Source organism: Streptomyces sp. RK62 (assembly GCF_018070255.1).
Taxonomy (GTDB): domain Bacteria; phylum Actinomycetota; class Actinomycetes; order Streptomycetales; family Streptomycetaceae; genus Streptomyces; species Streptomyces nigra.
In genome coordinates this window covers 38,959-59,779 of sequence record NZ_JAGPYD010000004.1, presented here as the reverse complement: position 1 = coordinate 59,779, position 20,821 = coordinate 38,959, and the positions used below count along the sequence as shown (strand labels likewise).

Annotated in this window: 18 protein-coding genes; 11 read left to right on the top strand and 7 right to left on the bottom strand. The window is 73.3% G+C overall.

Annotated features, from left to right (window positions below; all coding sequences use genetic code 11):
* The first annotated feature begins 8 nt into the window (after positions 1–8).
* Positions 9–611, top strand: a complete 603-nt coding sequence (locus KBY32_RS09055) for a hypothetical protein (protein ID WP_055621660.1) — start codon at positions 9–11, stop codon at positions 609–611.
* Between the two features lie 151 nt (positions 612–762).
* Positions 763–1,155: a hypothetical protein gene (locus tag KBY32_RS09050; protein WP_210979565.1), complete on the top strand. Its 393-nt coding sequence runs from the start codon at positions 763–765 to the stop codon at positions 1,153–1,155.
* A gap of 42 nt (positions 1,156–1,197) precedes the next feature.
* On the opposite strand, the gene KBY32_RS09045 is transcribed toward KBY32_RS09050, so the two are convergent.
* Both KBY32_RS09045 and KBY32_RS09040 read right to left on the bottom strand, forming a co-directional pair.
* Positions 1,198–3,825 (bottom strand): N-acetylmuramoyl-L-alanine amidase, encoded by a 2,628-nt coding sequence (locus KBY32_RS09045; RefSeq protein ID WP_308293682.1) that lies wholly within the window; start codon positions 3,823–3,825, stop codon positions 1,198–1,200.
* A gap of 240 nt (positions 3,826–4,065) precedes the next feature.
* The gene (locus KBY32_RS09040; protein WP_210979563.1) at positions 4,066–4,953 is read right to left on the bottom strand and encodes a septum formation family protein; all 888 of its coding nucleotides are present in this window, start codon (positions 4,951–4,953) and stop codon (positions 4,066–4,068) included.
* Positions 4,954–5,219: 266 nt separating this feature from the next.
* Here KBY32_RS09040 and KBY32_RS09035 point away from each other — a divergent pair, with 266 nt between their 5' ends.
* From KBY32_RS09035 to KBY32_RS09020, 4 genes are all read left to right on the top strand, one after another.
* Positions 5,220–5,837: an RNA polymerase sigma factor gene (locus tag KBY32_RS09035; protein ID WP_055621664.1), complete on the top strand. Its 618-nt coding sequence runs from the start codon at positions 5,220–5,222 to the stop codon at positions 5,835–5,837.
* A 209-nt stretch (positions 5,838–6,046) separates the two neighbouring features.
* Positions 6,047–6,898 (top strand): hypothetical protein, encoded by an 852-nt coding sequence (locus tag KBY32_RS09030; RefSeq protein WP_210979562.1) that lies wholly within the window; start codon positions 6,047–6,049, stop codon positions 6,896–6,898.
* 311 nt (positions 6,899–7,209) lie between these two features.
* Positions 7,210–7,872 carry an RNA polymerase sigma factor gene (locus tag KBY32_RS09025; RefSeq protein ID WP_055621666.1) on the top strand — a complete coding sequence of 221 codons (663 nt, stop codon included), beginning with the start codon at positions 7,210–7,212 and terminating at the stop codon, positions 7,870–7,872.
* Positions 7,872–8,912, top strand: a complete 1,041-nt coding sequence (locus KBY32_RS09020; RefSeq protein ID WP_210979561.1) for a hypothetical protein — start codon at positions 7,872–7,874, stop codon at positions 8,910–8,912. The genes KBY32_RS09025 and KBY32_RS09020 overlap by 1 nt, the downstream gene beginning before the upstream one ends.
* A gap of 195 nt (positions 8,913–9,107) precedes the next feature.
* Here KBY32_RS09020 and KBY32_RS09015 read toward each other — a convergent pair whose 3' ends face one another.
* Entirely contained in the window at positions 9,108–9,971 is an 864-nt protein-coding gene (locus KBY32_RS09015) for a L,D-transpeptidase family protein (protein WP_374224916.1), read from the bottom strand.
* 184 nt (positions 9,972–10,155) lie between these two features.
* On the opposite strand from KBY32_RS09015, the gene KBY32_RS09010 reads away from it, so the two are divergent.
* Together KBY32_RS09010 and leuE are read left to right on the top strand one after the other, a co-directional pair.
* On the top strand, positions 10,156–11,736 hold the full coding sequence (locus KBY32_RS09010) for a methylmalonyl-CoA mutase (protein WP_210979559.1): 1,581 nt from the start codon (positions 10,156–10,158) through the stop codon (positions 11,734–11,736).
* 78 nt (positions 11,737–11,814) lie between these two features.
* Positions 11,815–12,465 carry a leucine efflux protein LeuE gene (gene leuE, locus KBY32_RS09005; protein WP_055621920.1) on the top strand — a complete coding sequence of 217 codons (651 nt, stop codon included), beginning with the start codon at positions 11,815–11,817 and terminating at the stop codon, positions 12,463–12,465.
* Between the two features lies 1 nt (position 12,466).
* Here the strand turns inward: leuE and KBY32_RS09000 are convergent, their stop codons facing one another.
* Complete coding sequence (locus KBY32_RS09000) at positions 12,467–13,882, bottom strand: FAD-dependent oxidoreductase (protein WP_210979558.1); 1,416 nt, start codon at positions 13,880–13,882, stop codon at positions 12,467–12,469.
* A gap of 73 nt (positions 13,883–13,955) precedes the next feature.
* Here KBY32_RS09000 and KBY32_RS08995 point away from each other — a divergent pair, with 73 nt between their 5' ends.
* On the top strand, positions 13,956–14,606 hold the full coding sequence (locus tag KBY32_RS08995) for a TetR/AcrR family transcriptional regulator (RefSeq protein ID WP_055621671.1): 651 nt from the start codon (positions 13,956–13,958) through the stop codon (positions 14,604–14,606).
* A gap of 10 nt (positions 14,607–14,616) precedes the next feature.
* Here the strand turns inward: KBY32_RS08995 and KBY32_RS08990 are convergent, their stop codons facing one another.
* From KBY32_RS08990 to KBY32_RS08980, 3 genes are read right to left on the bottom strand one after another with little or no spacing between them, the layout of a single operon-like run.
* The gene (locus KBY32_RS08990) at positions 14,617–15,726 is read right to left on the bottom strand and encodes an acyltransferase (protein WP_210979557.1); all 1,110 of its coding nucleotides are present in this window, start codon (positions 15,724–15,726) and stop codon (positions 14,617–14,619) included.
* Positions 15,723–17,066: a polysialyltransferase family glycosyltransferase gene (locus tag KBY32_RS08985; protein WP_210979556.1), complete on the bottom strand. Its 1,344-nt coding sequence runs from the start codon at positions 17,064–17,066 to the stop codon at positions 15,723–15,725. Before KBY32_RS08985 ends, KBY32_RS08990 begins: the two co-directional genes overlap by 4 nt.
* Entirely contained in the window at positions 17,063–18,040 is a 978-nt protein-coding gene (locus tag KBY32_RS08980) for a glycosyltransferase family 2 protein (RefSeq protein ID WP_108708381.1), read from the bottom strand. Before KBY32_RS08980 ends, KBY32_RS08985 begins: the two co-directional genes overlap by 4 nt.
* A gap of 198 nt (positions 18,041–18,238) precedes the next feature.
* On the opposite strand from KBY32_RS08980, the gene KBY32_RS08975 reads away from it, so the two are divergent.
* Both KBY32_RS08975 and KBY32_RS08970 read left to right on the top strand, forming a co-directional pair.
* Complete coding sequence (locus KBY32_RS08975) at positions 18,239–19,534, top strand: DUF6716 putative glycosyltransferase (protein WP_210979555.1); 1,296 nt, start codon at positions 18,239–18,241, stop codon at positions 19,532–19,534.
* 35 nt (positions 19,535–19,569) lie between these two features.
* Positions 19,570–20,820: an N-acylneuraminate cytidylyltransferase gene (locus KBY32_RS08970; RefSeq protein WP_210979554.1), complete on the top strand. Its 1,251-nt coding sequence runs from the start codon at positions 19,570–19,572 to the stop codon at positions 20,818–20,820.
* The last annotated feature ends 1 nt before the right edge of the window (position 20,821 follow it).

The window sequence follows — 20,821 nt, the reverse complement described above, 5'->3', positions numbered from 1 at the left end:
AGGCGTGGATGAGCCTGGTGGAACTGATCGCTCAGGCCGACGAACGCGGACTGGCCGCCAGCGGGTTGGCTTGTTTGGATCGGTGCGTGCCGCTGCTCGGCGGTGACGACGAGGTGCTGCGGCCCCTGTGGGCCAACCTCGCGGCCGACGGCGACCCGGCCGCCTGGGGCACCCTCCTCGACCAGGTCCGCGCCAAGCTGGGCGTCGCCGACGTCGTGGACGACGAGGACATCGAGGACGAGGCCGCGCTGCTGGCCCGGCGGATGCTCGCCGCCGCCCCCGCCGTCCGCTCCGCCGCCGAGGCCCGCACCTGGGCCGACGGCTGCTCGGTGGCGTCCCTGCAGATCCACCGGCTCCTCGACCCCGCGCAGGACGACGGCGCCGCCGTGCCGTCCGGGGCGCTGGAGACCGTACGCGCCGCCGACGCCTCCGACGCGCGCCCCGAGGGCGTCTCCCCGCTCGTCGTCGCCGAACTGCGCCGCCAGATCAGCGTCCTGGAGATCCTCGACAGCCACGGGGCGGGCGGGGTGCGCCGGGCGCTGGAGGTGTCGACGGAGGGCCGGCGCGTGCTCCGGGCGGTCGTGTCGCGCCGGGCCCGCGGAAGGGGCTGAACCCTCGATTCCGGGCCCCTGTCCGGCCCAAACCCCGTTCCTGAGAGAGTCCTGTGCCCGTCGTGGGAGTGCCGTGCGGCGGTCCTGCACGGGTCCGGGGAAGCCGCCGGAACGGGGTGACGGATCGCCGTCGGGCCACGCTCTCCAGGGTGTGACGACTCAGCAGGAGACCAGGCCCGCGGCGGCGACCAAGCCGGTCCGGTGGGCGACGGACGCGGTGGCGACGATGCGCGAGGGGGCGCGGCTGCGCCTGGACTACTCCGAGCAGAGTCTGTGGCGGGTCGACCGCATGATCGAGGGACTGCGCCGCGAGGGGACCCCGCCGGCCGCCGCCGCCCATGTGCTGCGCGGACTCGGCGCCTACGCGGGAGAGGTGATCGCCCGCCGGACCGGGGCCGAGTGGTGGTCGACCGGCGGCGACCACTGGATCCGTACGCCCGACGGCCGGTTGTGGGACCCGATCGACGAGGCCCGCCGGTGCTTCGCGGGCGACGGGTCGCTGCGTCTGCTGTGCCGGGACGCGACGAGCGGGACGCGCCGCTGACCCGGCGGTGCGGGGCGCCGTCCGGCGCCCCGCACCCCTCGCTCACGGGGTGAGCGTCTGCCCCAGGTGGGCGCCGGACGGCGTGCCCAGCGGGGTCCGGCTGAGGATGGCGGTGCTGCCGAAGCCGAGGCCCGCGCTGCCGCTCGGGACGTACATGACGATGCCGTTGCCGGCGTCCTCGCCCTCCACGCCCATGACCAGATCGGCCCGGCCGTACCCGGAGAAGTCCGTCAGCGACACCGAGGAACCGGCCGTGTCACCGGACTCGGAGACGCCAGGCACCCCGGACGTGTCCTGCGAGAACGCGATCGAACCGGCCCCGGTCAGACCGGACGCGGTGCCCTTGAGCAGCACCGACATCCCGGCGTTGGACCGGTTGCCGTCGCGGCTGATGTCCTCGCCGGGCAGACCGACCAGGGCGTCCGCGTAGCCGTCGGCGTTCTGGTCGCCGACCGACACCGAGCCGCCGAAGGCGTCACCGGCCTCGTTGGAGCCCGGGACGGACGCCGTGTTCTGGTGGATCACCTTCATGCCGGTCGTGGTGAACCCGGCGGAGGTGCCGAACAGCATGGTCACCTGACCGCCCGTGGCCGCACCCGACTCGGCGACGTACGGCTGGCCGATGACCAGGTCGTCGTAACCGTTGCCGTCCACGTCGCCGGACGCGACGGCCCGGCCGCCCTTGACGGAGAGGACGCCCGCCTTGGTCAGGCCCGTCGCCGAACCGGCGAAGCGGACCACACGGCCGATGCCGCCGGCGTCACGGTAGTTGAGGGCGACGTCCGCGTAGCCGTCCCGGTTGAAGTCACCGGTCGCGGAGTCCAGGTAGGCGATGGCGCCGGTGGCCGAGGTGAGCGTGCCGGTGCTGGTCTTCCCGCCGGTCAGACGGGCGTTCCAGTTGCCGCCCTTGCCGGTGCCGGCCGCGAAGACGTCGGCCTTGCCGTCGCCGTCGAAGTCGCCGACCGCCACGGTCGAGCCGAGCTTGGCGCCGGTGGCCGTGACCGAGCCCGACGTCGTGTACGAGAAACCGGAGTTCAGGGCCGGGCCGTACAGGACGGTGACGGCGCCGCGGTCCGCGTGGCCGCTCGTGTCGTCCTCGCCGGGCGCGCCGATCGCGAGGTCCGCGTGACCGTCGCCGTTGACGTCGCCCCACGCGGTGGAGGTGCCGAAGCCGTCGCCGGACTCGTGGGAGCCGGGGACGCCGGTGCTGCTCTGGCTGAACGTCCTCCTGGCCGCCGCGACCGGGCCGTCGACGCCGCCCGGGACGACGGTGACGGTGCCGCCGCCGCTCTGCGCGCGGGGCGTGCCCGCGACCAGGTCGGCGAGGCCGTCACGGTCGGTGTCCGAGGTCGGCAGGGCGTGCGAGATGCCCGGGGTCGCGGCGAGCTGGGCGATCCGGGAGAGCTTCGGGTACAGGTTGGCGCCCGGGCAGGCCGTGGTGTTGGTGTCCCGGTGCCCGAGGACCCGGGGCAGCGTGACGGAGGCGCCCAGCGGGAACTTGTTGCCGCTGGCCCCCTGGGGGACGCCGGACGTCAGCGCGACCTTGCCGGTCGGGTCGACGCCGTACATCCCGAACTTCCAGGCCACGACCCGGGCGATGGCGTCCAGGCCGGCCTTGCTCGGCTTGGCGCTCTCGAAGTTGCCGATGTACGAGATGCCGACCGTGTCCGTGTTGAACCCGGCGTCGTGCGCCCCGATGACCGGCAGGTCCATCCCGCCGCTGCGCCCCTCGAAGATCTGGCCGCAGCGGTCGACGACGAAGTTGTAGCCGATGTCGAAGTAGCCCTGGCTGAAGTGGGACTGCTGGATGGTGCGCAGCCGGGCCCGCGAGTCGGCGCAGGACACCGCGTTGTCGCTGTCGACGCCGGTGTGGTGGATGACGGCGGCCTTGATCGTCTCGCTGTAGGAGGGCGTGCCGTCGTAGTCCGTGGACGCGCCCCACTCGGCCTGCGTGATGATCGGCGGCTTCGCGACCGTGGAGGGCCGGGGCTCGGGCACGGTCGGCGTCGGCGTCGGCGACGGGGACGCGGTGTCGGTCGGCGTGTCCGTCGGTGTGTCCGTTGGGGCCGGGGCCTCGGTGGTCGGGGCCGGGTCGGTCGGATCGGCGGTCGTGGCGGGGTCCGTCGGCGTGTCCGTGGGCGTGTCCGTCGGGGTGTCCGTCGCCGGGTCCGGGGTCTCGTCGGCGGAGAACGCGGCCGGCCGCAGCGTGCCCTTAGGGTCCGTGCCAGGGTCGAGCAGCTTGACGTCCATGCCGGCCGGCTGGCCCTTGGCCTCGGTGCCGTCCGCGTTCACCACCCGCAGCTCGATGCCGTCGGAGTCACCGGTCCACACCGACTCCGTACCGCCGCGCAGGGCCGCCCGCTCGCCCTCCGCGCCGTCCGCCTGGCTCGGCTCCAGCGTGATCCGCCGCCACGGGGACCACGTGCCCGTGTCCAGGTCGCGGGTGCGCACCTCCGGGGTGCCCTTGGCCTCGGCCTCCGGGTCGTTCCAGGTCAGCACGACCGCGCTGAAGCGCTCGGTGCTCCGCCTCTCCAGACCCTTGCGCCCGGCGCCGCGGTCCTTGAGCTTGAGCGTGTGGATCGCGGGCTTGCGGGTCTCGCGCGCGCCGTCGGCCTTCGTCGACGGTTCGGCGATGGCGTAGGTGACCACGCCCGCCGCGCTCAGGACCACGGCTCCCACGGTCAGCCACGCACGTCTCTTCAGACTGAGCGGCCTGTACGCATGAGTCTTACGAGGACTCAACTGTCCCACCCCTATGAGCAGTTAACGGATGCCACACCTGTCACTCGGGTGGCGATTACACACAGCGCAGACACAGCCCGAACCGTCACCCTCGGCCCCGCGGAGAGGCCGGGCACGGCGACGGGGCCGGTCCCTCCGGACACGGCCCCGTCGGTCCGAGGCGGTGGATCAGCCCGCCCACACCTCGGCCTCGTCGGCCGGGACGGTGGTGGCCAGGCCCAGCTCCTTGCGGGACGCGACCGACTTGTTCGGGTCGATGCCGTCGAACGCCGGGTCGTAGGCGATGTAGAACGCGTCGGCGTCGGCGGCGCCCGCGGCCTTCTTCCAGTCGGCGGCGGCCTTCTCCAGGGTCGTGCGCAGCTTGGCGACCTCGGCGCCCTCGATGCCCTTCAGTCCGTCGACGTGCGTGGCCAGGGCGGCCGCGACGGCCTTGGCCTGCTTCTTGTACCCCGCGAGGTCGGCCTCGACGGTGTCCTTCTCGGACTGGTTCGCCCACAGGGCCTCGTAGACGGCGTTCGAGCCCTTCAGGAAGGTGGCCTGCTCGGGCTTGAGCGACTTGGACGTGTCCAGCGTGCCGCTGAACTTGCCCTTCTCCGAGGTGTAGGTGCAGCTCACGGCACGGTCGCCGGTCTCCCAGCTCTCCTTGGTGGGCGTGTAGTAGAAGAGCGACACGCCCTTGGGGAGCGCCCAGGTGTCCGGGGAGTACTTCTGCGCCTCGACCGGGCACTGGTTGTCCGCGATCGTGGAGACACCGTCGTCGCCCGGGTACTCCTTGCCCTTGTCGATCGAGAACTCGCCCACGACCTGGCCGACATGGGCCTCGTGGCAGGGCACGATCTCCACGGTGAAGGCGGTCCCCTCGGCCTTGCCGTTGGGGTTGTAGCAGTCACCGATGTCCAGGGAGAACACCGAGCGCTGACGGGCGACCTTCTTCGCACCGTCCTTGGCGCTGTCGACGGCGTCGGAGACACCCGAACAGCCCACCGCCCCGGCGGCGATCAGAGCGACGGCGACGGAGAGGCCGCGAAGGGAACGGCGAGGGGCCTGGGTAGCCATGACGTGTACATCCTCTTAATTGATCTTTACAGGGCGGGCGCACCGGGCTCCGAACGCGGGGCCGAGGGTGCACGGGCCCTCACTCGCGGCGTCTGACTCACGAGGTGCCGAGAGGGTTGTACCGGGCCGTGGACAGGACCGATACCGCCGTCACCAGTGACACTTCCGCGGCGCGGGGCGCTGTTGAGCGTGAAGGGGCGTGCGCAAGGGTGGGCGGACCGAAGCGGTACGGATTCGCCACGAACCGGTACGGACGAGGACAGTTCTTGGCTCGAGGAGGGGAACCCCGGCGCGCGCTCGCGCACGACGGGGAACTGGGCGCGGCCGTCGCGCGGGCCCAGGAGGGCGACGAGGCCGCGTTCGCGGTCGCGTACCGGCTGGTGCAGCCGGGCCTGTTGGGCTATCTGCGCGGTCTGGTCGGCAACGACGCCGAGGACGTGGCGTCCGACGCCTGGCTGGAGATCGCCCGCGACCTCGGCCGGTTCTCCGGCGACGGCGCCGGCTTCCGCGGCTGGACGGCGACGATCGCCCGGCACCGGGCGCTGGACCATCTGCGCCGGCAGCGCGTACGGCCCCGGTCGTCCGTGCTGGAACAGGACGTCCTGGAACTGCCCGACCCGTCCAGCACACATGAGCGGGCACTGGAGTCGATCTCCACGGAACAGGCCCTGCGCCTGGTCCGCGGACTGCCGAGGGACCAGGCCGAGGCGGTGCTGCTGCGGGTGGTCGTCGGACTCGACGGCCCGGCGGCGGCACGGGTGCTCGGCAAGCGCCCGGGCGCGGTGCGCACCGCCGCGTACCGGGGGCTGAAGCGGCTCGCCGACCAGCTCGGCGCGGCCGGTGTGACGGATGACGGTCCCGGGACGCTGGGGGAATCGACATGACCTGTGCGGGCGACGGCGGCCGGACGCCCGGCACGTGACATGCGTCGCGGGCGGCGGGTGCGGATGAGTCGTACGGACGGACGGGACGTACGGACACGGGAGACGTAGAGGCTCTACGGCCCCCGGAGGCAGGGCTGTCACACGCGGGGCGCGGGGCGCCCGGCGGACCGGGAGTCGGCGGAGCGAATCGGACGGGAACGGAAACGGACATGGGTGAACGGCAGAGCGGCGGTGCGACGCCCGGCCGTCGGCGCACGTACCCCGACCGGATGACGGCCCGTCACTCCTCCGCCCCCCAGGCCGTGCTCGACGACGCCGCGCTGGAGGAGCTGCTGTCCGCCGCCGTGCTGCGCGGGCACCGCCCGGACGCCGCCGGCGAGCAGCGGGCCGTGGCCGCGTTCCGTGCCGCCCGCGCCGAGGGCGCCCACCGGGCGCGCACCCGGCGCCGGGACGACTGGCGGCCCCGGCAGCGGCGCCGCCTCGCGATCTCGGCACGGGCCACCCTGTCGCTGCTGCTCGCCAGTCTGACGCTGGGCGGGGTCGCGGTCGCCGCCATCAACGCGTCCGGTCCCACGGAGGCCGCGGAGGAGCGCCGGACGTCCCCGTCCGAAAGCGCTTCCCGCCGGTCGGCCGCATCCCCCGCACCGCCGTCCACCGCACCCCGGACCACCCGCCCCGACCACCCGGGAAACGCCCGCGACACCGAGGCCACGTGCCGTGCGTACGGCAAGGTCGCGGGCCGGGGCCAGGCGCTGGAGTCGACGGCGTGGCAGCGGCTCGTCGAGGCGGCGGGCGGCGAGGACGAGGTCGCCGCCTACTGCGCCGACCGCCTGGCGACGGCGCCGGCCCGCCCGAGCGGCAGTCCCGGCAGCAATCCCGGCCAAGGCACGCCCGGAACACCGGCCACCGGCAAGGGGCAGGACGGCACGGGATCCGGCGAGGGCGGGCCGGGACAGAGCGCCGAGAACGACGCGAACGACGCGAATGGCGCGAACGATGCGGATGGCGCGAACGACGCCAATGACGGGAACGCCCGGAACTCCGGCAAGAACAAGGGCTGATCCACGCTCGGAAAGCGGCGTGCTCGCCGGCCAAAGCAACGGCCGGGGCCGCCACCCCCCACAGGAGAGGCCCCGGCCGTCGCGCGGCACGGGCCGCGCGGCGGCCCGTACTCTCTACAGCGCCATGACTGCGTTTTCTGTCACACCCCGGACGGCGGGACAGCCGGAATCCTGGGTGCTTGCATGTTGTACAGACATGGACGAGCAGCGGTTTCAGGCCGTAACGTGCCTTTCGCGCCGGACGCGGAGGGTCTAGTACCACCCGCAACGACCTGCGGTCCTGTTGCCGCAACCATCAATTGAGGTATCCAGTGCTGGGGGACGACGCGGAGCTGACCACCGCGGTGCTTGCGGCGCAGGACGGGGACGAGACCGCGTTCCGTACTGTGTACCGCTCCGTGCACCCGCGGCTGCTCGGATACGTGCGGACGCTGGTCGGCGATCCGGACGCGGAGGACGTCGCCTCCGAGGCGTGGCTCCAGATAGCGCGCGACCTGGACCGGTTCAGCGGGGACGCCGACCGTTTCCGCGGCTGGGCGGCGCGCATAGCGCGCAACCGGGCGCTGGACCACATCAGGATGCGTGGGCGCCGCCCCGCGATCGGCGGTGACGAGACCGAGCTGACCGGCAAGGCCGCCGAGTCCGACACGGCCGGTGAGGCGATCGAGGCGCTGGCCACCGACGGCACCCTCTCCCTCATCGCGCGGCTGCCCCAGGACCAGGCCGAGGCGGTCGTCCTGCGCGTGGTCGTCGGCCTCGACGCGAAGACGGCCGCGCAGACGCTGGGCAAGCGCCCGGGTGCCGTACGGACCGCGGCGCACCGGGGCCTGAAGCGCCTCGCCGAACTGCTCGGTGACGATCCGGAATCGGCCGGGGTGCTCGACGCCCTGCCGCCGCAGCGAGAACCGCGCCGCCGCGCGGTGACGTCCGCGACTGTGACGCATCTGCGTACGCGGACGCAGAAGGATGTGTGATGGCCGACGAGCTGAACAGGTGGCTGGACCGCGAAACAGCGGAACGCTTGCTGCGGGGAGAGCCACTCGAAGCTGTCGACCCGGCCGACCGCGATCAGGCCGAACGGCTCGCCAAGACCCTTGAGGCACTGACCGCCGAACCGGCGCCGGCCTGCGAGGAACTCCCGGGAGAGGCCGCCGCGTTGGCGGCCTTCCGGGCATCCCGCGCGGGCCGCGACGGCATTCCCGCGACCCCCGGCGCGCTGGGCGGACCGACGGCCGACGAGGTCGGTCTCGTCCGGCTCGGCGCCCCCGCGGACCGGCTGCGGCGCCCGCGCTGGGGCCGGCCCGTCCGGCTCGCCCTCGCCGCCGCGCTCGCCGTCGGCATGGTCGGCGGAGTCGCCGTGGCGGCCGGAACCGGAGTCCTGCCGACGCCGTTCGACCGCGACGAGCCCGCCCGCCCCGCCTCCACGGTCTCCGCTCCGACCGAGACGGAACACCCGCTCGTGTCGCCCTCCCCGGAGGAGGACGCGCCGGCCGGCACCCCGACCGGCGGCGGCAACGCGGCGACCCAGGACCCCGGCGCAGGCAAGGACACGCCGCCCGGCGGACCCGCGGACGACAAGGCCGACGGCGACGACCGCCGCGGCTCCGGCGGCTGGTGGCGCGGAGTCGTCTCCTCCTGCCGGGACATCCGGTCCGGCAAGGCGGTGTCCGGCGACCGCCGACACACCCTGGAGGGCGCGGCGGGCGGCCAGGGCCGGGTGCGGACCTACTGCGACCGGGTCCTGCGGCTCGTGGACGCCCGGACCGGCGGCGACGCCAAGGACCGCGACAAGGGCCGGGGCCACGACAGTGGCAACGGCGACGGGCGGCACGACGACGGCGACTGGAGCGACCGGGGCGGCTCGGGCCGCGACGGCGACGACGACATCCCGAACGGCCTGACCCGCGACGACGACTCCGGCGACGGCCGGCGCGCCGAGGGCGCCGACGAGATCGTCGAGCCCGGCGCACTCCCCACCGAGGCCGCCGCCAGCACCTCCGTCGCAAGCCGCTGACCTGCGGTTTTCCAGACGGATAGAAAAATCTTCGGGCCCGGAGTGACGTTTTCGGGCGTCCCGGCGCTGATCTGAGTGAGCCGACTGGTCATCGGCCCTCGCACAGAGCCGGGGTTCCCCCCGTACCTGCGGCTCGTGCATCGGCGCGGGCGGGACACGTTCCCCCGGTCCCGCCCGCGCCCCACACACCGCCTCTCACCAGTGGACGACGACCTTGTCGCCGGTCCGCACCCGCGCGAAGATCTCCCGGATCGCCGGCTCGTCCGCCACGTTCACACAGCCGTGCGAGGCGCCCGCGTAACCCCGGGCCGCGAAGTCCGACGAGTAGTGCACCGCCTGCCCGCCGCTGAAGAACATCGCGTACGGCATCGGCGAGTCGTAGAGCGTCGACACATGATGGCGTGACTTCCAGTAGACGCTGAACACGCCCTCCCGGGTGGGGGTGTACTCCGAGCCGAACCGCACCGGCACCGTCAGCTCCGTCCGGCCGTCCACCATCCAGCGCAGCGTCCGGCTCTCCTTGCTGACGCAGAGCACCCGGCCGGTCAGACAGCGGGCGTCCGGCGCGTCGGCCGGCTGGCCGCCCATCAGATACAGGTCCCACCGGCCCGGTTCACGGGTCATCTTCAGCAGCCGCTCCCAGGTGACCCGGTCCGTCCTGCCGGTCTTCGGCAGGCCCCGCTTGCCCTGGAAGCCCCGGACCGCCCGCTCGGTGAGGTCGTCGTAGACACCGGTCGGCCCGTCGAAGAGCCAGGCGATCTGGCGCAGCCGCGCCTGCAGCTCCCGTATCTCGCGGCCCTTGTCGCCGGGCTTCCACAGCACGGCGGGCGCCGCCGGTGCCGCCGGGGCGCTCGGCTTGTCGTCGGGCGGCGCCGACTTCGGCGACGGGGTGCCGCTCGGCAGCTCTATGCGCACCGGTGACTGCCGCTCCCCGTCCGGCCCCTGCACCGTGCAGCCGCCGAGCACGGCCATCGCCGCGCCGCAGGCGAGCACGGCTGCCGTCGGCGCGCGCAGCCCGCCCGGCCGTCCGCCGCGCCCGTCCCGAGTGCTCCGCCCCATGCCCCTGGTACGCATCCAGGCCCCCGTCGTCTCATCGCGGCCGCCCCGGCCATGTGGATGTCACTCGACATGTTCCCCGCGCGTGACCGGTGGCGAACCAGGCGGCATGGTGGAACACAGGAGTCACGGCGGCCGGCGGGACAGGCCGCCCGATGACACCCCAGCGACGCGAGAGGCACCCACCATGGCGCGTGAGTCGGAGTCCGGACTGCCCATCGAACCGGTCTACGGACCGGACGCGCTCCAGGGCTGGGACCCCGCCGAGCGGCTGGGCGAGCCCGGCGCCTACCCGTTCACCCGAGGCGTCTACCCGACGATGTACACCGGGCGGCCCTGGACGATGCGCCAGTACGCCGGGTTCGGCACGGCCGCGGAGTCCAACGCCCGCTACCGGCAGCTCATCGCGCACGGCACCACCGGGCTCTCGGTCGCCTTCGACCTGCCCACCCAGATGGGCCACGACTCCGACGCGCCCCTCGCGCACGGCGAGGTCGGCAAGGTCGGCGTCGCCGTCGACTCGATCGACGACATGCGCGTGCTCTTCGACGGTATCCCGCTGGACCAGGTGTCGACGTCCATGACCATCAACGCGCCGGCGGCCCTGCTGCTGCTCCTGTACCAGCTCGTCGCCGAGGAGCAGGGCGTCGGCGCCGACCAGCTCACCGGCACGATCCAGAACGACGTGCTGAAGGAGTACATCGCGCGCGGCACCTACATCTTCCCGCCGAAGCCCTCCCTGCGGCTGACCGCGGACATCTTCCGGTACTGCCGGGCCGAGATCCCGCGCTGGAACACCATCTCCATCTCCGGCTACCACATGGCCGAGGCGGGGGCGAGCCCCGTCCAGGAGATCGCCTTCACCCTCGCCGACGGCATCGAGTACGTCCGTACGGCGGTCGCCGCGGGCATGGACGTGGACGACTTCGCGCCCCGGCTGTCGTTCTTCTTCGTGGCCCGGACGACGTTCCTGGAGGAGGTCGCCAAGTTCCGCGCCGCCCGCCGGATCTGGGCCCGGGTCATGCGGGAGGAGTTCGGCGCCCGGAACCCGAAGTCCCTGATGCTGCGCTTCCACACCCAGACCGCCGGAGTCCAGCTGACGGCCCAGCAGCCCGAGGTGAACCTGGTCCGGGTCGCCGTCCAGGGCCTCGCGGCGGTGCTCGGCGGCACCCAGTCCCTGCACACCAACTCCTACGACGAGGCGATCGCCCTGCCCACGGACCGGTCCGCCCGGCTGGCCCTGCGCACCCAGCAGGTGCTCGCCCACGAGACGGACGTGACCGCGACCGTCGACCCGTTCGCCGGGTCCTACGCCGTGGAGCGGATGACGGACGACGTGGAGGAGGCGGCGCGGGACCTGATGCGCCGCGTCGAGGACCTCGGCGGTGCCGTCGCCGCCATCGAGCGGGGCTTCCAGAAGGACGAGATCGAGCGCAACGCCTACCGGATCGCGCAGGAGACCGACTCGGGCGAGCGGGTCGTCGTCGGCGTCAACCGGTTCCGGCTCGACGAGGAGGAGCCGTACGAGCCGCTGCGGGTCGACCCGGCCATCGAGGCGCGGCAGACCGAGCGGCTCGCCCGGCTGCGCGCCGAACGCGACGGGCGGGCGGTGGAGTCGGCGCTGGCCGCGCTCCGCAAGGCGGCGGCCGGCGACGACAACGTGCTGTACCCGATGAAGGAGGCGCTGCGGGCCCGCGCCACGGTGGGCGAGGTCTGCGGCACCCTGCGGGAGGTGTGGGGCCGCTACGAGCCGTCCGGCACCTTCTGAGCACGGACGCCGGACGCCGGTGTCCCACCCTGCGGAACACCGGGTGCACGCGCCGGGACTCGTGTGACACTCCTGTCCATGTTCGGCGTCATCGATCTCCCGACCTATCTGGCAGGTCTGGTCCTCATCATCCTGCTGCCCGGTCCCAACTCGCTCTACGTCCTCTCGGTGGCCGCCCGGCGCGGCGTCCGCGCCGGGTACACCGCCGCGGCCGGCGTCTGGTGCGGGGACGCCGTGCTGATGACCCTGTCCGCGGCCGGGGTCGCCTCGCTGCTCCAGGCGAACGCCCTGCTGTTCGGGATCGTGAAGTACGCCGGCGCGGGCTATCTGACCTGGCTGGCGATCGGCATGCTGCGGGCCGCCTGGGCCATGTGGCGCACCCGCCGGGAGGCGGTCGCCGCGGCCACCGGGGAGGCCCCGGCCGGTGAGGAGCGGCCCTTCCGCCGCGCCCTGGTCGTCAGCCTGGTCAACCCCAAGGCGATCCTGTTCTTCGTCGCCTTCTTCGTGCAGTTCGTCGACCCGGCCTACGCCCACCCGGCCGTCTCCTTCGTGGTGCTCGGCACCCTCGCGCAGCTGGCCAGCGTCCTCTACCTCAGCGCCCTGATCTTCAGCGGCACCCGGCTGGCCGCCGCGTTCCGCCGCCGCAGGCGTCTGTCGGCCGGGGCGACCTCGGCGGCGGGTGCGCTGTTCCTCGGGTTCGCGGTCAAGCTGTCGCTGGCCAGCGCCTAGGTCAGACCAGGCGGAGTTCCCCCGCGTACTCCGCCAGCCCCTCGGCGGTCGTCCCCGCCCAGCCGACATAGCCGTCGGGGCGGACCAGGAAGACGCCCGTGCCGTAGGTCGCGTGGTGGCCGATGCGGACCGTCGGCACGGGGAGCGGGGGCAGTGCGGTGTCGGTCCCGACGGTCAGCAGGGTCCAGTGCGGGCCCCGGAACGCGTCGAAGAGCCGGACGCCGTCCGCCCGTGCGTCCGGGGCGCGGTCGCCCGCCTGGACCGGGCCGGGCTCGGGGCGGGTCTCGCGGGTGAGGGACGACTCCCGGTAGCCGAGGCCGAGCTGATGGGTCGCCTGCCCGCGCCGGATCTCCCCGCGGTGCACACCGGTGGAGACACCCAGCATGTGCGCGGCGATCGGGCGCCGCTCCTCCTCGTAGGTGCCGAGCAGGTCCGCCGACGCCCCGCCGCGCAGGACCGCCCCCAGCTTCCAGCCCAGGTTGTAGGCGTCCTGCACGCTGGTGTTGAGGCCCTGGCCGCCCGCCGGTGAGTGGACGTGCGCCGCGTCCCCGGCGAGGAACACCCGGCCGTCCCGGAACCGGTCGGCGAGCGCCACCCGCGGCCGGAAGTCGGAGGCCCACGACACCTCGGTCACGTCCTCGGGCAGCAGATGGGAGCGGGCGGCGACGACCTTGCGCACCCCCTCCAGGGAGGTGTCCACGGTGGCGCCCTCCGGGAACCGGGCGACGACCTGGAAGTCCTCCGTGCCGGACAGCGGGCAGATGGCCAGGAAGCCGTCGTCGTCCCCGCGCGGCGGGAAGAGGTGCCAGTTGTCGCGGTCCAGGCCGGTGATCCGGGCGTCCGCGACCAGCATCGGGTGCGGGTCGACGTCCTCCCCGGTCATGCCGATGCCCAGGGCCCGGCGCACGGCCGAACGGCCGCCGTCGGCGGCGACCGCGTACCGGGCGCGGACCGTGCCGCCGTCCGCGAGGCGGGCGGTCACGCCGTCCTCGTCCTGGGTGAGGCCCACCAGCTCGCCGCCGAAGGCGACCTCGCCGCCCAGTTCGGTCAGCCGGTCGTGCAGGATCCGCTGGGTCCGCCACTGCGCCACCATCCACGGCTCCTCGTACGGGGAGGCCTCGGTCGGCTCGGCGGGCTCGGCCATGTGGTGCTCGCCGGCCCGCTTCCCGTCCTGCCAGATCATCCCGACCGGGTAGGTGCCGCCCGCCGCGCGGATCGCGGGGAGGACGCCGAGGTCGTCGAAGACCTCCAGGGTGCGGGGCTGCAGGCCCTTGCCGCGCGAGCCGGGGAAGAGCTCCGCGGCGCGCTCCAGCACGAGCGCGTCCACGCCGCGCCGGGCCAGGTCGACGCCGAGGGCGAGGCCGGTCGGCCCGGCTCCGACGATCAGGACGTCCGTCGTACGAGGCTGTTCGCTCATGGTCGATCGCTCCTTAACGCTGTTAAGTGCCGTCGGTGTCGAGCGTGCCCTTAACGGCGTTAAACTGTCAAGCGTGACCTCCGAACGCCGCGCCCCCCTCGACCGCACCCGCGTCGCCGACACCGCCCTGAGACTGCTGAACGAGGTCGGTCTGGACGGGCTGACCCTGCGCGCCATCGCCCGCGAGCTGGATGTGAAGGCGCCCGCCCTGTACTGGCACTTCAAGGACAAGCAGGCGCTGCTGGACGAGATGGCGACCGAGATGTACCGGCGGATGGTCGCCGGGACCCCGCTCGGCCCGGACGACACCTGGCAGGAGCGGCTGCTGAGGACGAACCGCGGGCTGCGCGCGGCGCTGCGCGGCTACCGCGACGGCGCGAAGGTGTTCAGCGGCTCACGGTTCACCGGCATGGTCCACGCCGAGCAGATGGAGGACAGCCTCAGACTGTTCACGGCCGCCGGCTTCACCCTCGCCCAGGCGGTCCGCGCGACCTCGACGGCCTACGCCTACACGCTCGGCTTCGTCACCGAGGAACAGGGCGTCGAACCACTGCCCGGGGAGCGCCGCGAGGGCTACGACATCGACGAACGCGCCCGCATGATGGCGGACTACCCGCTCTCGGCGCGGGCGGGCGCCGAGATCTTCGCCGACTACGACCAGCACTTCGAGGAGGGGCTGGCCCTGGTGATCGCGGGCATCGAGGCCCGCTACGGCATCCGCTGACCGCCGCCCGTCACCGTGGACGGGAGGACAGCGCACGCCGCAGCAGCGGGGTCGCCCACTCCTCGACGTACCGGTTCAACAGCCGGGCCAGGAGCAGCATCGCGGCGACCGTGAGCAGGGCGGTGGCCGCGGACGGCAGACCGAGCCCCTGGTGCAGTGCCTCGATGACGACCCAGCCCAGATGCTCGTGGACCAGGTAGAAGGGGTACGTCAGCGCGCCGGCGACGGTCAGCCAGCGCCGGTCGGCCCACCGCAGCCACCCCAGCGCGATCACGGCCACGGCCGCAAAGCCGCAGGTGACGACCAGGATGATGCCGAGGGAGCCGCGGTACGAGAAGGCGTCGACGTCCGGCGCGTGCCACAGCCGGGCCACCGCGTGGTGCTGGCCGAGCAGCCAGCTCACCGCCACGACACCCCACGCGTAGGCGTCCCGCCGGTCGCGGTGCACCAGGTACAGGCCGACCCCGCCGACGAAGAAGGGCGCGTACTCGGGCATCAGCACGAGGTCGAGGAGCGGTTCCCGGGCGGCCTGCGCGAGGGCGGCGGCCAGCGTCCAGGCGGCGCAGAACAGGATGATCCGCCGCCGGGTCGCGCCGGGCAGCACGACGCACAGCGCGAACAGCGCGTAGAACCGGATCTCCGCCCACAGCGTCCAGCACACACCCAAGACCCGGTCGGCCCCCAACGGCTGCTGGAGCATCGTCAGGTTCACCAGCGCGTCGCTGGGCGAGACCGCCCGGTACGCGACGACGGGCAGCGCGAACACGACGGTCACCAGGACGACCGCCGCCCAGTACGCCGGCAGCAGCCGGGCCGCGCGGGACGCGAAGAACGACGTCAGGGTGCGGCCCCAGCCGCTCATGCAGATCACGAAGCCGCTGATCACGAAGAACACCTGCACGCCCAGGCAGCCGTACGCGAACCAGCCGTGCAGCGTGGGGAACTGCAGGCTCGGTGAGCTGCCCCAGGCGTCGGCGACCTCGCCGTCGCGGCCGCCGTAGTGGTACGCCGCCACCATCAGCGCGGCGACCAGCCGCAGTCCGTCCAGGGCGCGCAGCCGGTTCTGACGCAAGGGGGCCGGGTGGACCGGGATCTCCGCGGCGGCGGGCGCGTCGATCACGAGGCGCCCTCGCGGGCGGAGCGGCGGAGGTCCCGGGCCCGGCGGGCCACGCGGCGCACGGTGGCGTTGCGCGGGATGAAGGACAATTGCGCGGGCAGCCCGCCCGGCAGCCCCAGCGAGGTCAGCCGCCGGCGCTTGAAGTAGCGCAGGGTCTTCTCGCCCTGATGCGCCGCCAGATAGCGTTCCGTCTCCGCGCGCAGGCCCGGCAGGATCTTCGGCTGCATCGCGAATCCGACCGCGCGCACCAGCGCGCCCAGCGCCTCGACGTCCCTGCCCGGACGCCGCTCCGCGACCGCCGCCGGGTCCTCAAGGGCGGGCAGCAGCGCGTCCACGATCGTCACGGGCACCCGATTGCTGTTCTCGTACGGCGTCAGCCGCTCCAGCAGCAGGTCCGTGCCCACCCGGGCGACCGGCAGGCCGTACAGCGCGGACGCCGTGAGCAGCGCGGTGGAGAAGCAGCCGGCCACCAGCGCCGGACGCGTCCGCTGGAACAGCACTTCGGCGAGCACCGGTGTGTCACAGACGACGAGCTCGGCGCCGAGCCGCCCCGCCTCCTCCTCCAGACTGCGCGTGAACCGCGCGGGCGCCGACGGATGCGGCTTGAACACCACCCGCTCATGGCCGAGCGCGACCACGCCCCTCAGCATCCGCAGATGCAGGGCGTCCTCCTCGTCGGGGGAGAGGATGCCGAGCGCGGACAGATACTGGCCGAGCAGCAGCGCGGGCTCCTCGACGTCCGGCAGGCCGTCGGCCCCGTCCGCGAGGGAGGCCAGCACCTTGGTGAGCGCCGGCGCCGGCACGACCTCCGCCGGCACGCCGAACTCGGTGAGCAGCAGCGGGGCGAGCCCCGGGACCAGGTCGACGTGGAGCACCCGGTCCACCCGGGTGCCGACCAGCGGGTCGATCTTGTTGCGGGTCGGGCCGTAGCTCATCAGGCCGTCCGCGTAGACGGTGACGGGGGCGCCGGTGAAGATCCGGGCGAGCGTCAGCGACGGATCGACCTGGATCGACTCGACGGCCAGCTCGACGTCGTCGTCGCCGAGGCGCCACTCGTGCCGCACGAACCGCTCCCACAGCGGCAGTTCGTCGGCCCGGGGCGACCACCCGCCGGGATGGAAGGGGAAGAACGTCTCGTTGTACGACACCACGTCGTCGAACCGGTCGCGCAGCCGCGCGAACCCCGGCATGGAGTCCAGCCCCGGAGTGGTCTCGGGGGTCGCCGCGTTGTTGCAGACCAGCAGGATCCGCCGGCCGGTGGAGTCGAAGCAGCCCGCGTCCAGGGCGGCGGCCAGCGTGGCCGCGCCGTACAGCGTGGACGCCTGGAAGATCCGGGTGGTCACGCGGCGGCCCCCACGACGGCGGGACGGCGCCGCAGCCGGCGCAGCCGGGTGGCGCGCCGCACGTCCATCGAGTCCAGCGCCTCCTCCAGCACGTCCTGCGGCATTCGGCGCAGCGCCGCTGCACTCATGGATTTCAGTTTCCTCGCCACCGCCGGTTCGAACCTTTCGATGGACGTCAGGTGATGGGAAATGATTGCGCAATACGTGCGCACGGCTTTCGGCAGCAGAACATCCGCCGCGGAATCCTGTGCCGTTTCCGACACGACCTGGTCGAATGCGCGGATGAAATCCAGCTGCCGTACGTCCCCGATCTGCGTCAGCGACGAGGCGACCCCGCGCCGGTAGAAGACACCGAGCAGTCCGACCGCGGCGAAGGACTCCGCCTCGCGGTGCAGCCGCCAGATCCAGGGCCGGTCCTCCGCGGTGCGCAGCCCGTCGGTGAAGTGCAGCAGCCCCCGCTCGGCGAGCCGGCGGTGGTAGACGCCCGCCCAGGCGTACGCGTAGTCGACGGACGTGGAGCGGTCGGCCGGCAGGATCGCGTCCCGCGGACGCAGCACGACACCACGGCGGCCGTGCGGAACCCGGTGCACCGTCCGCGCCCGCCCCGTGCACTGGACATGGTCCGTGCGTACGAAGTCGCAGCCCAGCCCCTCGATGGCGGCGACCAGCCGGGCGTAGTACCCGGGCGCCAGCCAGTCGTCGCCGTCCAGGAACGTCAGATACTCGCCGCGCGCCCGGTCGATCCCGGTGTTGCGCGCGGTCGCCAGCCCCCCGTTGCGCTCGTGCCGCACGAGGACGGCACCCGGCAGCTCGCGCTCGGCGCGCGCGAGGATCTCCGGGGTCCCGTCGCGCGAACAGTCGTCGACGAGGATGAACTCGAAGTCGTCGCGTGCGTTCGCACGAAGACTCCTGAGGGTGTCGGGCGCGTATTGCCGCACATTGAAGAACGGCACGATGACGGAGAGCTTGACCACGGAAAAGACCGTAGGGGGCGGCCCGGCATTCGTCTTGACGCCTCAATTGATTTCAGGTGAACGGCGAGTGGAGAAGCCGTGAACCGGGTTTTCCGTCCCTCCTGAAGCGGCCGGATTCGCCGTTCGTCGGTGCGCTGTTCACCGTTTGTTGTGTTCGGGTTGGGCGGCCGTCCCGAATGCGTTCCTAGCGTCATCGACGTGCCAGCGAGAACGACGAACACCCGGCGAGTGGCCGTACTCGCGGATTCCGACACCCGGTGGAAATGGGGTGCGCTCACCGCGCGCCGTATCGCCCCCGAGGACACGGACGTCCGCCTGGACGGATACCTCCTGCGCGGCCGGGCCACCCCCACACCACGCCAGCTCCAGGAGGTCGGCGTCCCCGCCGACTCCCTGCGCGAGGTGACCACGGCCGAGTTCCTCGACGCCATGGCCCGGCAGCCGTACGACGTCGTCGTCCTCGCGCTGGTCGGCGGCGGGGTACAGGCCGCGCTGCACGGGCTGAAGCGCGTGTGGGAGGACCGCGAGAGGCGCCCCGTCGTGGTCACCGGCTATGTCGGCGTCGTCTACGAGAAGCTCGCCGACGGCCTGCTGCTGCGGCACGGCGCCGACCTCGTCCTCGCCAACTCCCGGCAGGACGCCGAGCGGTTCCGCGCCGTGTACGAGGGGGTCGGCGCCGACGCGTCGGCGGTGACCGAGGTGGCGCTGCCGTTCCTGGGCGGCGAGCCCTACCCGGGGGAGCACGACCCGTACACGGTGGTGTTCGCGGCCCAGCCCTCCGTGCCGGAGAACCGCCGGGACCGTACGTATCTGCTGGAGCGCCTGGTCCGGCACGCCCGGCTGCACCCCGAGCGGGAGGTCCTGCTCAAGCTGCGCTCCAGGCCGGGCGAACACACCACGCACATCGAGGAGTTGCCGTACCAGAAACTCGCCGGGAAGCTGTCCGCGCCGGACAACTTCCAGCTGGTGTACGGGCACATGGGCGAGGTGCTGGACCGCGCCGACCTGCTGGTCACGGTCAGCTCCACCGCCGCCCTGGAATCCCTGCACCGCCGTATCCCCACCGCCGTCCTCACGGACCTCGGAGTGCGTGAGGCACTCGGCAACCACCACTTCGTCGGCTCCGGCTGCCTGGCCTCCTGGGACCAGCTCGACGCCGGACACCGTCCTGAGCCGGACGAGGAGTGGGTGGCCCGGCAGGGCGTGGCCACGGACGGCGCGTTCGACGCGGCCCGGGAACGGATCGCCGGGCTCCTCGCCCGGCCGCTCCCGCCCCTGACCCCGTACTACACCCCCGCCACGGCACCGGGTTACCTCCCCGCCGTCCTCGCCCGCCACCACCTCGCGCCCGACGGCTCCCCGCTCCCCGGAGCGCCGGCCACCGGCAGGGCGCCCGGCCCCGTCCGGCAGATCGTGCGCCGGGCCGCGCGCGGCGCCTACCGGCACGGCGTGCAGCGCGTCGCCCCCGTGATCCGGCGGATGGGCGAGCTGTGAGCGCCCGAGGACGCCCCCATCGACAAGGAGAAACCATGTCCGACCCGGCCACGGGCCACGGCACCTCGACCCGCCGGGTGCTCGCCGTGATCCCCGCACGCGGCGGCTCCAAGGGCGTGCCCGCGAAGAACCTCGCCCCGGTCGGCGGAGTCCCGCTGGTGGCCCGCGCGGTGCGCGCCTGCCGGGCGAGCCGGCTGGTGACCGACGTCGTCGTCTCCACCGACGACCGGGCCATCGCCGAAGCCGCCCGGCAGGCCGGCGCCGAGGTCGTACTGCGGCCCGCCGCGATCGCCGGGGACACCGCCACCTCCGAGGCGGCGGTCCTGCACGCCCTGGACACCCATGAGGCGCTGCACGGCGCCCCCGTCGACGTGGTCCTGCTCGTGCAGTGCACCAGCCCGTTCCTCGTCCGCGACGACATCGAGAAGGTCGCCGCCGCGGTCGCCGAGAACGGCGCCGACACCGCCGTCACCGTGGCACCCTTCCACGGCTTCGTGTGGCGCGAGACAGAAGAGACCGACGCGTCCGGCGAGTCCACCGGGGGCGGCGGCCACGGCGTCAACCACGACCCGTCCCACCGCCCGCGCCGCCAGGACCGCCCCGAGGACTTCCTGGAGACCGGCGCCGCCTACGCCATGGACGCGGCCGGCTTCCGCAAGCACGGTCACCGCTTCTTCGGCCGCACCGAACTGGTCCGCACCGACCCGGCCCGCGTCCTGGAGATCGACGACCCGCACGACCTGGCCCGCGCCCGCGCACTGGCCCCCCTCCTCGACGCAGGCGGGGTCGGTTCGCTGCCGACCGCCGCCGACATCGACGCGGTCGTCCTGGACTTCGACGGCACCCAGACCGACGACCGGGTGCTGATCGACTCCGACGGGCGGGAGTTCGTCGCCGTGCACCGCGGCGACGGCCTCGGCATCGCGGCCCTCCGCAGGAGCGGCCTGAAGCTGCTGATCCTGTCCACGGAACAGAACCCGGTCGTCGCCGCCCGCGCCCGCAAGCTGCGGATCCCCGTGCTGCACGGCGTCGACCGCAAGGACCTCGCCCTCAAGCAGTGGTGCGAGGAACAGGGCATCGCGCCCGAGCGCGTGCTCTACGTCGGCAACGACGTCAACGACCTCCCGTGCTTCGCCCTCGCCGGCTGGCCCGTGGCGGTCGCGAGTGCCCACGACGTCGTCCGCGGCGCCGCGCGCGCGGTCACCACCGCCCCCGGTGGCGACGGCGCGATCCGGGAGATCGCCGGCTGGATCCTCGGCCCCTCCCTCGACTCCCTCCCCAAGTAAG